General features: G+C 67.0%; 14 protein-coding genes. 3 read left to right on the forward strand and 11 right to left on the reverse strand.

Annotated elements, in window-relative coordinates; genetic code table 11:
- Positions 1-28 precede the first annotated feature (28 nt).
- On the reverse strand, positions 29-451 hold the full coding sequence (locus ACWEVR_RS11115; RefSeq protein ID WP_067489684.1) for a ChaB family protein: 423 nt from the start codon (positions 449-451) through the stop codon (positions 29-31).
- A 116-nt stretch (positions 452-567) separates the two neighbouring features.
- Here ACWEVR_RS11115 and ACWEVR_RS11120 point away from each other — a divergent pair, with 116 nt between their 5' ends.
- A complete protein-coding gene (locus tag ACWEVR_RS11120) occupies positions 568-756 on the forward strand; it encodes a hypothetical protein (RefSeq protein ID WP_452466783.1) in 189 nt (62 codons plus the stop codon).
- A 9-nt stretch (positions 757-765) separates the two neighbouring features.
- On the opposite strand, the gene ACWEVR_RS11125 is transcribed toward ACWEVR_RS11120, so the two are convergent.
- From ACWEVR_RS11125 to ACWEVR_RS11145, 5 genes are all read right to left on the reverse strand, one after another.
- Complete coding sequence (locus ACWEVR_RS11125) at positions 766-1,731, reverse strand: glycine betaine ABC transporter substrate-binding protein (RefSeq protein WP_452466784.1); 966 nt, start codon at positions 1,729-1,731, stop codon at positions 766-768.
- Positions 1,728-2,465 carry an ABC transporter permease gene (locus ACWEVR_RS11130; RefSeq protein ID WP_452466785.1) on the reverse strand — a complete coding sequence of 246 codons (738 nt, stop codon included), beginning with the start codon at positions 2,463-2,465 and terminating at the stop codon, positions 1,728-1,730. The genes ACWEVR_RS11125 and ACWEVR_RS11130 overlap by 4 nt, the downstream gene beginning before the upstream one ends.
- The gene (locus tag ACWEVR_RS11135; RefSeq protein WP_452466786.1) at positions 2,462-3,721 is read right to left on the reverse strand and encodes an ATP-binding cassette domain-containing protein; all 1,260 of its coding nucleotides are present in this window, start codon (positions 3,719-3,721) and stop codon (positions 2,462-2,464) included. The genes ACWEVR_RS11130 and ACWEVR_RS11135 overlap by 4 nt, the downstream gene beginning before the upstream one ends.
- The gene (locus tag ACWEVR_RS11140) at positions 3,718-4,362 is read right to left on the reverse strand and encodes an ABC transporter permease (RefSeq protein ID WP_067489676.1); all 645 of its coding nucleotides are present in this window, start codon (positions 4,360-4,362) and stop codon (positions 3,718-3,720) included. Before ACWEVR_RS11140 ends, ACWEVR_RS11135 begins: the two co-directional genes overlap by 4 nt.
- 99 nt (positions 4,363-4,461) lie before the next feature.
- Positions 4,462-5,376: a TauD/TfdA dioxygenase family protein gene (locus ACWEVR_RS11145; protein WP_452466787.1), complete on the reverse strand. Its 915-nt coding sequence runs from the start codon at positions 5,374-5,376 to the stop codon at positions 4,462-4,464.
- A 357-nt stretch (positions 5,377-5,733) separates the two neighbouring features.
- Between ACWEVR_RS11145 and pepN the strand changes: the two genes are divergently transcribed.
- A complete protein-coding gene (gene pepN, locus ACWEVR_RS11150; RefSeq protein WP_452466788.1) occupies positions 5,734-8,208 on the forward strand; it encodes an aminopeptidase N in 2,475 nt (824 codons plus the stop codon).
- 43 nt (positions 8,209-8,251) lie between these two features.
- Here pepN and ACWEVR_RS11155 read toward each other — a convergent pair whose 3' ends face one another.
- Entirely contained in the window at positions 8,252-9,067 is an 816-nt protein-coding gene (locus ACWEVR_RS11155) for an SDR family oxidoreductase (protein ID WP_452466789.1), read from the reverse strand.
- 259 nt (positions 9,068-9,326) lie between these two features.
- On the opposite strand from ACWEVR_RS11155, the gene ACWEVR_RS11160 reads away from it, so the two are divergent.
- The gene (locus ACWEVR_RS11160; RefSeq protein WP_452466790.1) at positions 9,327-9,872 is read left to right on the forward strand and encodes a hypothetical protein; all 546 of its coding nucleotides are present in this window, start codon (positions 9,327-9,329) and stop codon (positions 9,870-9,872) included.
- A 39-nt stretch (positions 9,873-9,911) separates the two neighbouring features.
- Here ACWEVR_RS11160 and ACWEVR_RS11165 read toward each other — a convergent pair whose 3' ends face one another.
- From ACWEVR_RS11165 to ACWEVR_RS11180, 4 genes are read right to left on the reverse strand one after another with little or no spacing between them, the layout of a single operon-like run.
- Positions 9,912-11,693, reverse strand: coding sequence for a thiamine pyrophosphate-requiring protein (locus ACWEVR_RS11165; RefSeq protein WP_452466791.1), 1,782 nt, complete (start codon positions 11,691-11,693; stop codon positions 9,912-9,914).
- A gap of 16 nt (positions 11,694-11,709) precedes the next feature.
- Positions 11,710-11,967: a DUF4235 domain-containing protein gene (locus tag ACWEVR_RS11170; RefSeq protein ID WP_067489661.1), complete on the reverse strand. Its 258-nt coding sequence runs from the start codon at positions 11,965-11,967 to the stop codon at positions 11,710-11,712.
- Positions 11,964-12,335: a DUF3618 domain-containing protein gene (locus tag ACWEVR_RS11175; RefSeq protein ID WP_452466792.1), complete on the reverse strand. Its 372-nt coding sequence runs from the start codon at positions 12,333-12,335 to the stop codon at positions 11,964-11,966. Before ACWEVR_RS11175 ends, ACWEVR_RS11170 begins: the two co-directional genes overlap by 4 nt.
- Positions 12,332-12,748 (reverse strand): phage holin family protein, encoded by a 417-nt coding sequence (locus ACWEVR_RS11180; protein ID WP_452466793.1) that lies wholly within the window; start codon positions 12,746-12,748, stop codon positions 12,332-12,334. Before ACWEVR_RS11180 ends, ACWEVR_RS11175 begins: the two co-directional genes overlap by 4 nt.
- Between the last annotated feature and the right edge of the window lie 18 nt (positions 12,749-12,766).

Here is a 12,766-nt window from a genome sequence, read left to right on the forward strand (position 1 = left end):
GTCGTCACCACCGCCGCGGGCGGTCATCTCAGGACCGCGCCCGCGCGGTCGCGCGCCGGTTGGCCTTCTCGATCGCCTCGACCAGTTCCTCCTTGGTCATCCGCCACCTTCCGGTGATCGACAACCGCCCGGCGACATCGATGAGGTGACTCTTGGTCGCATTCGCGTTCACCCCTTCGGCGCTCTCACCGCGCGGCGTCCGACCGCCGGAAGCAGCCCGCGAATCCGACGGCCCCCTGGTACCTTTCGGCTCCCAGTGATCCCCCACCTTCTCGAAACTGTGCTTCAAAGCGCTGTAGGCGACCCGGTTGGCGCGTTCCTCCGTGCCGTATTCGTCCAGCGCCGCGTCGTGGGCCTTGGCGAACGTCCGCTGTGCCTTCGCGCTGGAACGCTGCAACGTACTCGGCAGCTCCGATGTCCGCGCCCGGCCCGAGCTCGTGGTCTTCGGCATCTCACAGCCTTTCTCTCGCGGTCACTGTGGCGCTACCCGGGCCGGAGCAGCTGAAACCCGCAGATCGAACCGAAAATAACGGTTTAGTAACCCCGGTTCCTGGCAACTATGAAGATATGACCCACTCACGTAATCGGACACCGAATACGACGAGTACGGATCTGACCAGCACCGGCATCATGTTGGCCACCTGCGTGTTCTTCTTGTTCGGTCTCACGACCCTCACCGGATCCCTGGCCGTCGCCGTTCTCGGCGCGCTCGGTCTGGCCGCCGCGACCAAGATGGTCGGCCTCGACCACCTCTGACCCGCGCGCCTACTCGATCAAGTTCGCGCTCTTCAACCACTCGTAGGCGACATCGGCCGGGTCCTCCCCGTCGATGTCCACGCGACCGTTGAGCTCACGCATCAGATCGTCGGTGAGCCGCTCGGAGATGGCGCCGAGCAGCGGACGCAGCTGCGGATGCGCCTCGATCACCGCACCACGCACCACAGCGGTCCCGCTGTAGGGCAGAAAGAACTTCTTGTCGTCTTCCAGCACAACCAGATTCAGGTTCTTCACCCGACCGTCGGTGGTGTAGACCATGCCGAACCGGCACGGCTCACCCTTGGCGGTCGCGGTGTAGACGACCCCCGCGTCCATCCTGGTGACATTGCCCGCGGGCACCCCGTTGGGATCGTTGTAGGGAATGCCGTACTTCGCCAGCATCGGAATGAAACCGTCCGAGCGACTGAAGAATTCGTCGTCGACACAGAACGTGCGCTCCGCTACCGGCAGCTGCGCGACCTCCGACAACGATCGCACCCCCAACCGTTCGGCCGTCGGCGTCGAGGCGGCGAAAGCGTAGGTGTCGTTGAAATTCGCGGGCGCCAACCACTCCAGATCGTGATCACGCTTCTCCACATCGTGCACCCGCTGCCACAACTCCTGCGGGTCGACGATCGTCTCGGTCTCGTTGTGGTAGTTCACCCACCCCGTACCCGTGTACTCCCACAGCACATCCGCGTCGCCGTTGAGCTGCGCCTGCCGCGACGACGCCGACCCCGGCGCACCCGTCAGATCCGTGATCGACGCGCCCGCCGCGGCCAGATACGTGGCGGTGATCTTGCCCAGCAGCACGCCCTCGGTGAAACTCTTCGACGTCACCGTCAGCTTCGCGCCCTCGAGCGGTCGATCGCCACCGGGCAGGCTCGCGTCGTGGAATGTCCCCGACGAGCTCACCAGCCCACACCCGGCGAGCAGCGAAACACTCGCCACCAGCGCGCACACCAGCCGTCTCATGAGATACCTCGCGGGGTCGCGGCCAGCTCCACGAGCCGGCCGAGCCAGTCGATGATCAACGCGAGCAGCCCGACGAGTACCGCACCGGAGATGAGCAACTTCGGCAAGAACAACGTGACGCCGGTCGTGATGAGCGTCCCGAGACTGGTCGCACCGATGAACGTGCTCAAGGTCGCGGTACCGACCAGGATCACCAGCGCCGTGCGCACACCGTTAAGGATCACCGGCACCGCGAGTGGCAACTCCACCTGCACCAGCGTTCGCACCCCGGAGAACCCGATCCCCCGCGACGCCTCGATCGTGCGCTGATCCACCTGCCGCAACCCGACGATCGTGTTCTGCAAAATCGGCAGGATCGCATAGACCACCAAACCGACCACCGCCGTGCGGAACCCGGTCCCCAACCAGAACGTGAAGAGCACGAGCAGACCCACCGCCGGGGCGGCCTGCCCGATATTGGCGATGTTCACCGCCAGCGGCTCGAGCCTGCGCAACGCGGGCCTGGTCAGCGCGATGCCGAGCGGAATCGCAACCACGACCACGATCAGCGTCGCCACCACGGTGAGCCGCACGTGCTCGACGATCGTGGTCTGCAGATTCGCCCAGCCCAGCGACGCCTGCTCGGTCGCGGTGAACGTCGACGCCCGGTACCACAGCACGTACCCGATACCGATCACCGCGATGATCAACGGTTCGAACCACACGTCGATCGGCAACGCGCGCAGCCGCTTCACGCCGGATCACCCGGCCCCGGCTCCGCGGCGACCACCGGGGTCGGCGTCGGATCCGAACCATCGACATAGGTCTCGTAGGACGTCTCGCCCTCGGCGTTGTGCGCCTCGGCCAGCTTGGTCTGGATCACGTCGGTCACCGCACCGATACTGAGCGAACCGACCACCCTGCCCCGCCCGTCGGTGACCAGCGTGGCGCCCTGGCTCGCCGCGAGCATCGCATCGAGGGCGTCGTTGAGCGTGGAGGACTGCGCGACCACCGGCAGCCGCCGATCCAGATAGTCCGACACCTCCGGCTTGCTCGACACCTCACGCAGCGACGGCCACGAACGGGGCCGCCCCGCCGAATCGACCACGACCACCCAGGTGTGGCCGGCGCGGGTCGCCCGGGCGATCACCTCTTTGGCTGGCTCACCGATCCGCGCGGTCGTCACCGGATCGACCTCCACATCACCCACCCGGGACACCGTCAGATATGCCAGTTTCGCGCCCGATCCCACGAATTCCTCCACGAACGGTGTCGCCGGATCGGTGAGGATCTCCTCGGGCCGCGCGTACTGCTCCACATGCCCACCCTCGGACAGGATCAGCACCCGGTCGCCGAGCTTGGTCGCCTCCTCGAAATCGTGGGTGACGACGACGATGGTCTTACCCAGCTCGTGCTGGATCGCGATCAGGCTGTCCTGCAGGCGAACCCGCGTGATCGGATCGACGGCGCCGAACGGTTCGTCCATCAGCAGCACCGGCGGATCCGCGGCGAGTGCCCGCGCCACACCCACGCGCTGCTGCTGGCCGCCGGACATGTCCTTGGGCAGCCGGTCGGCGAAGGTCGCCGAGTCCAGACCCACCAGATCGAGCAGATATTCGGTGCGCTCGGCGATGCGCTTCTTGTCCCAGCCGAGCACCCGGGGAATCGCCCCGATGTTCTTGGCCACCGACCAGTGCGGGAACAACCCACCCGACTGGATGACGTAACCGATGGACTGACGGAGCTTGTCCGGATCCTCCCTGGTCACATCACGTCCACCGATGAAGATCCGGCCCTCCGTCGGCTCGATCAACCGGTTGATCATCTTCAGGGTCGTCGTCTTCCCGCACCCCGACGGCCCGACGAAGGCGACGATCTCACCCGCCTCGATCTCGAGGTCCAGCCGCTCGACGGCCGGCTTGTCCTGCCCCTTGTACCGCTTCACGACCGAGTCGAGGACGATGGACGCGCCGGTCACGTCGCGTTCGGACGGGGTGGTCACCGTGGTCATGAGAGCCCCTTGGCAATGGTGAGTCGTCCGAGCAGGACGAGGAGCGCGTCGAACACCAACGCGACGACAACGATGAGAATGGTTCCGGTGAGCGCCATTTCGAGCGCGTTCGCGCCACCGAGCCGCGAGAGCCCGTTGAAGATGAGGGACCCGAGCCCCGGACCGAGCACGTAGGCGACGATGGCGGCGACGCCGACGATCATCTGCGTGGACACCCTGATGCCGGTGAGGATCACCGGCCAGGCGATCGGCAGCTCGACGGTGAGCAGAATCCGCCACCGCGACAACCCGATCCCCCGCGCCGACTCCACCACCGAGGCAGGTACCGAGCGCAGGCCGACGATCGCATTACCGATCACCGGCAGCGCCGCGAAGAACGCCAGCATCAGAAACGACGGAACGACACCGAGCCCGAACGGCACGAGCAGCAGGGCCAACAGCGCCAGCGACGGAATCGTCAACGCCACCCGGCTCGACGTGAGCGTCAATGCCGACGCCAGCGGCAGCCGGTACACCGCCACCGCGATCAGCACCGCGACAACGGTTCCCACCAGCACGGTCTGGAAAGCCAGCGACGCGTGCTGATAGGTGAGAAAGGTCAGCACCTCGCCCCGACCCTGGATATAGCTCCACAAATTCACGGCATTCCCATCGTCGGGCTGGACCGATTCGCGCGCGATCGCCGGATATACCTGCGGTCGCAGACTAACCGATACCGCTCGCTCGACGGCGGATTCGCGTCAGGCCGCACGGTGGGGCGCGGTGACATAGTCGCGCGCATCGCCCGCGATCACGGTGCTCGGCCGCCCGTCGACACCGACCGGGACCGGTCCGCCGAGCGTGATCCGGGTGAGCCTGCGATGCGCGCCGTCGTAATCGTCCACGGCGTAGTGCTGGGTGGCCCGGTTGTCCCAGATCGCGACATCGCCGAGCGACCAATTCCAGCGGGTCGTGTGCTCGAGGCGCGTCACCCGATCCTGGAAAAGCCTGAACAACGCCCGCGATTCGCTACTGGAGACGCCGACGATCTCCTTCACGAAGCAACCGAGCAGCAGGGCACGCTCACCGGTTTCCGGGTGCACTTCCACCACCGGATGCTCGGTCTCGAAATACGTCGACTCGAATTCGCGCCGATACGCCCGTTCGAAATCATCGGTTCGGTCCACCACGTCGGCCGCGTAGTCGTACCGATTGGTGTGCCTGGCGCGCAGATTCTCCGCGAGCAATTTCAGCGGGGCAGGCAGCGAGTCGTACGCCGCGACGGTGGACGCCCAGGTGGTCGTACCGCCGTACTCGGGCAGCGTCACCGCCCGCAGGATCGAGGCCTTCGGCACCCGGTCGACGAACGTGACATCGGTGTGCCACACATTCGACCTGGTCTGATGCGAGTCGATCGCCAGACTCTTCGCCCCGGCCGAGGTCACCGTGGGGTGCGGGGTGGTCGGTGCACCGAGGAGCTCGGCGAATTCGTACTGCCCGTCCTCGCTCAGGTGCTCCTGACCGCGGAAGAAGACCACCTTGTGTTCGGCGAGCGCGGCGCGAATGATGTCGACCGAACGCACATCGAGGTCACCACCGAGGCGGATGCCCTCGATGCGGGCACCGATGTGGGCGCCGAGCTTCACCACACGCACGGCGTCGGCTGGAACGGACATTCGAGGGCCTTTCGATCGAACCTGCGCGAACAGGACCTACGAAACCAGGCGGCGGATACAGCGAACAGCATTCTGTTCACGCTGAGCCGAAGGCGGTTTTGCCCCCCTGCGGTCCCATGAAGGCCGGCGTAGCCGGTTGTTTTGTTTAAGAATAAGAGGGATTCATAAGTAGATGCGCATATCGCGCTATCGGCATGTTATTTACTGACCTAAGCCTGGTCCGAGGCGTGCACCGCGCCAGGTAAGCACATCGACCGTCGGTCCCGGCCACTCGAATTACCTTGCCTTTCAGACGAATAGATCCGGGGCCGCGATAACCACTCCCCTCCCCCACCACATGACTGGCAGGATCGGGACGTGACTACCGCCAACCTGACCCGCTCCGAGACCACTGCGCGGTCCGCCACGGTCACCGTGCGTGACTACCGCGTCGAACTCGACCTGTCCGGCGCAGCCGACCACACTCGCCCGGGATTCACCACCACGACGACGGTCGCCTTCGACGCCACGGCGACCGAGACGTGGCTCGATTTCCTCGGTCTCGCAGTCGAATCGGTCAGCGTGAACGGACGGGAAGTGGCGGTCGACTACGACGGCGCACGGATTACCGTGACCGGCCTGTCGGCATCGAACGTCGTCGTTGTACGGGCGATCGGCGAGTACAGCCGCTCGGGTGAGGGCCTGCACCGGTTCCTCGATCCGGTCGACGGCAGCACCTACCTCTACACCCAATACGAGCCGGCGGACGCGCGCCGGGTATTCGCCTGCTTCGAGCAGCCCGATATGAAGGCACCGTTCACCTTTGTCGTCACGGCGCCCGACGGCTGGGAGGTGGTGTCGAATCGGCCCGCCGATACCGTGACCGTCGACGGCCCGGATCAGACGGTGGAGTTCTCACCGACCCTGCCGATTTCCACCTACATCACCGCGGTCGCGGCCGGTCCGTATCACCGCGTCGAATCCTCTTGGAGCCGTGGGGAACTGACGATCCCGCTCGGCGTCCTGTGCCGCGCCTCGCTGGCCGGCCATCTGGACGCGGACACGATTCTCGAGGTGACCCGCCAAGGGCTCGACTTCTTCGCCGAGCATTTCGCCTACCCGTACCCCTGGGGCAAGTACGACCAGGTGTTCGTGCCCGAATACAACCTCGGCGCCATGGAGAACCCGGGCTTGGTCACCTTCACCGAGGCCTACGTGTTCCGTGGTGCGGCGACGGCGGCGCAATACGAGGGCCGTGCGAACACGATTCTGCACGAGATGGCGCACATGTGGTTCGGCGATCTCGTCACCATGGTGTGGTGGGACGACCTGTGGCTCAAGGAGTCCTTCGCCGACTACATGGGCGCGCTGGCCAGTGCGGAGGCAACCGAGTGGACCGACGCCTGGGTGGCGTTCGCCAACCGCCGTAAGGCGTGGGCGTACCTGCAGGACCAGTTGCCGACGACGCATCCGATCGTCGCCGACATCACCGATCTCGAGGCGGCCAAGCTCAATTTCGACGGCATCACCTACGCCAAGGGCGCGAGCGTACTCAAGCAGCTCGTCGCCTATGTCGGCCGGGAGGCGTTTTTCGCGGGCGCCCGCCGCTATTTCCGGGCCCACGCGTTCGGCAACACGACCCTCGGCGACCTGCTGACGGAGTTGTCCGCCGAGTCCGGCCGCGACCTCGACGCGTGGGCGCGCGCCTGGTTGCAGACCACCGGCGTCTCCACCGTAACCCTCGACGACGACCACATCGTGCAGACCGATCCGCGCCCGCACCGGCTCGCGGTCGGTCTCTACGACTTCGACGCCGACGGCGACCTCGTCCGCCGTGACCGCGTGGAGGTCGACATCGTCGAGGAGCGCACCCCGATCACCCTCTCCCCCGCTCCCCTGCGGCTGCTCAACGACGGCGATCTCACCTACGCGAAGGTTCGTCTCGACGCCGATTCCCTGGCGACCGTGGAGCGCTCACTCGACCGCGTGGTCGACCAGCTGGCCCGTGGGCTGATCTGGTCGGCGCTGTGGAACGCCACGCGCGACGGCGAACTCGCCGTCGGCCGCTACCTGACGATGGCCCGCGACTTCGCTCCCGCCGAATCCAATACGGCCCTGCTCACGGCGGTACTCTCGAACGCCTCCTTCGCCATCGGCCACTACCTGCCGACCACCGAGCGCGACAGGTGGCGCCAGGAATGGCTCGAATCATGCTGGACGGCACTGCACTCCGCTGCGCCCGGTTCCGGCGAGCAGCTGGCGTTCGCCCGCGCGACCGCTGCTGCCGCCACCATCGACGCGGGGCGGGCCGCCGATATCCGCGACATGTTGCTCGGTGAAACTCCGGCTCCGAAGGGTCTGGCCCTTGACCCCGACCTACGGTGGGCCCTCTGGACGGCACTGGCCGCCACCGGCGCCGCGACCACCGATGAGCTGGACACCGAACTCACCCGCGACGACACCGCCTCGGGCCACACCGCTCACCTGCATGCCCTTGCCGCCCGCCCGGACCGGGACGTGAAAGCCGCCGCGTGGACGCGCATCTTCGACGACACCGCGCTCACCAACGACCACCTCGACGCCGTGATCGACGGTTTCCGCGCAGGCGACCGCCGCGACCTGATCGGCTCCTACGACGACGAGTACTTCACCCGACTGCGTCCGACCTGGGAGCAGCGCAGCATCGAGATCGCCCGCCGCATCGTCATCGGCCTCTTTCCCGCCGCCGACTCCCTGGCAGTCGTGGACAACTGGCTCGCGACGAACACCGACGCCCCCGCTGCCCTGCGCCGCCTAGTGGTCGAGCAACGCGATCATCTCGCCCGCGCGCTGCGGGTCCGCGCGCTCGGATGAAGCTCGACCGCCACGAGCCCCTGAGGTGCCGTAGGCATGTGGATCAGCCGTCGAGGAACTGGTCGGCATTGGCTTTCGCCCAGTCGCGGAAGGTGGTCGCCGGGCGGCCGGTGATGTCCTGGACGCTGGTGATCGGCAGCGTGTCGGTCGGCGGGCTGTAGCCGAGCAGGACGTTGTCGACGTACCACTCGGTGTTGTCGCCCATGCTCGGCGCCAGGGCGGCAATGGTTTCGGCCCGATCGGATCGGAGGAAGGTGAGCTCGCGGCCGATGGCATCGGCGATCTGGGCGAGTTGCTCGGCGCGGGTGAGGACTTCCGGTCCTGCCAGCGGGTAGGCACGCCCGAAATGGTCGTCGTCGAGCAGAGCGGTAGCGGCTACCGCGGCGATATCGTCCATCGCTACGGGTGCGGTGGCCGTCTCGGGGCGCGGTTCGCGAACCGTACCCGTAGCGCGGATCTGCTGTGACCAGCTGACGCTGTTCTCCATGAAGTCGGCGGGCCACAGGTGCGTCCACGCCAGCCCACTGTCCTCGACGGCGTTGCTCACGGTCCCCCACCAGCTGTCGGGTTCGCCGGACAGATCGACGACGTGGCGGACGCCGGACGCTGCCGCTCGCTCGAGCACCGCACCGACGACTTCGGGTGCCGGGGCGAGATAGATCCGGTCCACGCCGTCGAATACCCCGTCCAGGCTGTCCGGCTTACGCAGATTGCCGCGCACCGGCACCACCCCGGCGGGCAGCGCCGCCCGGTCCGGATTCACCGTCAACGCCCGGATATCGGAGACCCCTCGCGCGACCAGTTGGTCCACGACCTTGCGTCCGACACTGCCCGTTGCTCCTGTCACCAGGATCGTCATGACGTTCCTTCCGCTCGATTCCCTGAATACTCATCCTGCCGAGAAAATCCGGATCCGGCACAGAGGAATTTCGACGGCATAGCGAAACCTACGGTGTCGCAATCTCATTCGGTGAATGCGTCCATTCGGTGATGTTTTTCCGGTATGACCGCTGGTGGGTTCACATCCGGCGGGGACAGTGTGAAGATGATCTCGGGCCGAGATCCGGTCCGGCAGAGGATGTTCCGCCGGACTCCGGCGGGCAGACTGGAGGGGCAAGATGAAGAAATTCTGCGCGGTCGCTGTCCTCGCGGTCGGGGCTGTCGGCCTCACCGCCACCACCAACGCTCACGCCGCACCGTCGGCGGCCCCGGTTGTCCAGGGCACCGAGAACGGGGTGGCGTTCACCGCGGGCCCCTCGGCCGACGGTGCAGGGCTCACCACCTCGGTGGTCGACGGCACCTTCACCCTCACGGGCGGCACCGTGACCCTCACCGATCGCGAGGGCCGTGCGGTCGCGTCCATTCCGACCCGAATCGCCTCGACGGCGGGCACCTTCGACCTGGCAGCGGCGATCGCGGCCGACGGCCGCTCGCTCACCCTGACTCCGGTGGGCGCACCGGCCGCCGTCACGGCCCATACTGCCGAGTTCGTCGACGAGGCCGCCGAGACCCAGGCCCGTAAGCAGCACAATGCGGGGATCGGCGCGCTCATCGGCGCCGGAATCGGTGCTGTTCTCGGCTTCTTCCTCGGCGGCGTCGGTGCGCTGGTGACCATCCCGATCGGTGCGGGCATCGGCGCGCTGATCGGCTACTCGACACCGTAGCGAGGCGGTGGTGGCCGGCCGTCGGGCCGGCCACCACGCTCAGCGGCGCAATTCCTGCGCCTTCGACTTCACTCCCTGCACGAGCAGCCGCCATGCGCCCGGGTCACCTTGCAGCACAGCCCGTCCCAGGTCCTTGACCTGGTCGACGGTCGCGTGCGGCGGCAGGGGTGGCACCTCGGGATCGCAGCGGATATCGAGCAGCACCGGGCGATCCGCCGCCAGCGCACGGTCCCAGGCCGGGCCGATGTCCTCGGACCTGTCCACGCTGATGCCGACCATGCCCGCGCAGCGCGCCATATCGGCGTAGGAGACGTCCGGAAGTGTTTGCGATTCCTCGAATTTCGGCGCACCACCCATGGCGCGCAGTTCCCAGGTGACCATATTGAGGTCGTTGTTGTGGAACACGCACACGACCAGCCGCTGATCGGGCCACAGGTCCTGGTAGCGCTGGATGGTGAGCAGTTCGTTCAGCCCGTTCATCTGCATGGCGCCGTCACCGACGATGGCGATCACCGGCCGGTCCGGGTGCGCGAATTTGGCGCCGATCGCGTACGGCACACCGGCGCCCATGCTCGCCAGTGTGCCCGACAGCGATCCCCGCATGGTGCCGCGCATGCGAAGGCAACGGGCGTACCAGGTAGTGGAGGAACCCGAGTCGGCGGTGACGATCGCGTCGTCGGGGATGCGCTGCGAGAGTTCCCACACGATCCGCATGGGATTGGCCGGTTCGGCATCGAGCATGGACTGGTTCTCGACGGTCTGCCACCACTGCGCCACATTCGCTTCGACCGTCTCGCGCCAAGAGCGGTCGTCCTTGCGATGGAGCAGTGGAATGAGTTGGCGCAGTGTGGCCTTCGCGTCGCCGACCAGGTTCACCTCGGTCGGGTACCGCATGCCGATCAGGGCACCGTCGAGGTCGATCTGCACCGCACGGGCCTGCTCGTATTCGGGCAGGAACTGGCTGTAGGGGAAGTTGGAGCCGACGATGAGCAGGGTGTCGCAGTCGCGCATCAGCTCGTAGCTGGGGCGGGTGCCGAGCAAGCCGATCGAGCCGGTGACGAACGGTAATTCGTCGCTGAGTACGTCTTTGCCGAGCAGGGCTTTGGCGATGCCCGCACCGGTCAGTTCCGCGATCTCGAGCACCTCGTCCGCCGCGTCGCGCGCACCCTGCCCGATCAGCATGGCCACCTTGGTTCCCGCGTCGAGCACCGCCGCCGCCCGTTCCAGCTCGGATCGCACCGGCACCGAGGTGGTCAGCGGTGCGCTCGGCGGGCTGGACGGCACCTCCTTGAAGGCATGCGCGGGCGGCTCGTAGGGTTCCTCCTGCAGATCGGCCGGAATGATGACCGCTGTCGGCGCGCGGCGGGCGAGGGCAGTGCGAAATGCTCGATCCAAGGCATTGGGTAGCTGGTCGGCGACATTGACCTCGACCAGGTATTCGGATGCCACGTCCTTGAACAGCGCCTGCAGATCCACTTCCTGCTGATAGTTGCCGCCCATGGCACTGCGTGCGGTCTGCCCGACGATCGCCACCACCGGCACGTGGTCGAGCTTGGCGTCGTAGAGACCGTTGAGCAGGTGAATGGCGCCGGGGCCCGACGTCGCCGCGCACACGCCGACCCGGCCGCTGAACTTGGCATAACCCACCGCCTGGAACGCCGACATCTCCTCGTGCCTGCTCTGCACGAAACGCGGTGTGTTGTCGGCCCGTCCGAAGGCGGCGATCAGGCCGTTGATGCCGTCGCCGGGGTATCCGAAGACCTGTTCGACACCCCATTCCCGCAACCGGCGCAGCACGTAATCGCCTACCTGTTCCGACATGGTTCTCCTGTCCTCGTCAGTCGGGCCACGTTCCGGTGAGCGACTTGTAGCCCGTGGCGCCCGCCCGGTCGACGGCGGCTTTCACGAGCCCGAAGATGGCGCCCTGGAGAGCGGCGGCCAGCAGCACTTCCCGCCAGGTCGCGTTGCGGGTGGTCGAGGTCGGCGGGTCGCCGCCGTCGGCTACCGCGCCCCAGACCCGGTTGAACACCGCGCTCGCGGCGATCCCGCCGAGCACGCCGACGACCATGCCGAGCGGCTTGTACAGCGTCTTCATGCGCGCCGCCGCCGGGCGAGGAACCAGGCCAGCAGCGCGGCGAACACCGCGGCCGCCGCGACCGGAACCTGGGGTTTGCGGGCGGCCAGGTCCGCGGCCTGCCTGCCGCGGTCGACCACGGGGTCGGGGACCGTGGACTCGACCTTGCCGACCACCTGTCCGGCTTTGTCCCGTGCCTTGTCGGCGGTGTAGAGCGCCTGGTATTTGGCGTCGGTGACGCGGTGCTTGGCCGCTTCGGTGGTCTCGTGGACCTTGTCCTTGGTGCGGGCGGGGACGTCGAATTTGTCGGTCAGCTCGGCGACGGTCTCGCCGAGTTCCCGGCGGGCCTGGTCACGGTCCCGGCGCAGGGCCTCCGGGTCGTCGGTCATCGTCTGCTCCCGTCCTTGATGGTGTCGATGTCGTCCTTGATGCCGTGCACGGCTTCCCGCGGTACGGGCGGTGCGGCCGAACTGACGTTCTTCTTCCCGACGAGCGCCAGGATCGCGCCGATCACGAGCAAGGCGGCGCCGACGATCAGCGCGGCCGCCCATTCGGGCAGGACCAGCGCCAGGGCGAAGATCGCCGCGACGGTCAGCGCGATGCCGCCGTAGAACGCGACGAGTCCGCCCGCTCCGGCGATGCCGGCTCCGCGGGCGATTCCTTTTGTGCGGTCCTGCATTTCGACGCGTGCCAGCTGCAGTTCGTCGCGCACCAGGCGGGTGATCTGTTTGGTGGCGTCGTCGACGAGTTCGGTGACCGACCGGGTGTGCTGTGTGGGCGGGCCGGTCTGCGTGTGCGCCATCGCGTTACCTCCTGTCCG

This window comes from Nocardia sp. NPDC003979 (assembly GCF_053605015.1).

Excerpts from the sequence above, each read along its gene's own strand:
- ACWEVR_RS11115 (WP_067489684.1), bottom strand. The coding sequence starts at position 451 with ATGCCGAAGACCACGAGCTCGGGCCGGGCGCGGACATCGGAGCTGCCG.
- ACWEVR_RS11120 (WP_452466783.1), top strand. The coding sequence starts at position 568 with ATGACCCACTCACGTAATCGGACACCGAATACGACGAGTACGGATCTG.
- ACWEVR_RS11125 (WP_452466784.1), bottom strand. The coding sequence starts at position 1,731 with ATGAGACGGCTGGTGTGCGCGCTGGTGGCGAGTGTTTCGCTGCTCGCC.
- ACWEVR_RS11135 (WP_452466786.1), bottom strand. The coding sequence starts at position 3,721 with ATGACCACGGTGACCACCCCGTCCGAACGCGACGTGACCGGCGCGTCC.
- ACWEVR_RS11145 (WP_452466787.1), bottom strand. The coding sequence starts at position 5,376 with ATGTCCGTTCCAGCCGACGCCGTGCGTGTGGTGAAGCTCGGCGCCCAC.
- ACWEVR_RS11155 (WP_452466789.1), bottom strand. The coding sequence starts at position 9,067 with ATGACGATCCTGGTGACAGGAGCAACGGGCAGTGTCGGACGCAAGGTC.
- ACWEVR_RS11160 (WP_452466790.1), top strand. The coding sequence starts at position 9,327 with ATGAAGAAATTCTGCGCGGTCGCTGTCCTCGCGGTCGGGGCTGTCGGC.
- ACWEVR_RS11165 (WP_452466791.1), bottom strand. The coding sequence starts at position 11,693 with ATGTCGGAACAGGTAGGCGATTACGTGCTGCGCCGGTTGCGGGAATGG.
- ACWEVR_RS11170 (WP_067489661.1), bottom strand. The coding sequence starts at position 11,967 with ATGAAGACGCTGTACAAGCCGCTCGGCATGGTCGTCGGCGTGCTCGGC.
- ACWEVR_RS11175 (WP_452466792.1), bottom strand. The coding sequence starts at position 12,335 with ATGACCGACGACCCGGAGGCCCTGCGCCGGGACCGTGACCAGGCCCGC.
- ACWEVR_RS11180 (WP_452466793.1), bottom strand. The coding sequence starts at position 12,748 with ATGGCGCACACGCAGACCGGCCCGCCCACACAGCACACCCGGTCGGTC.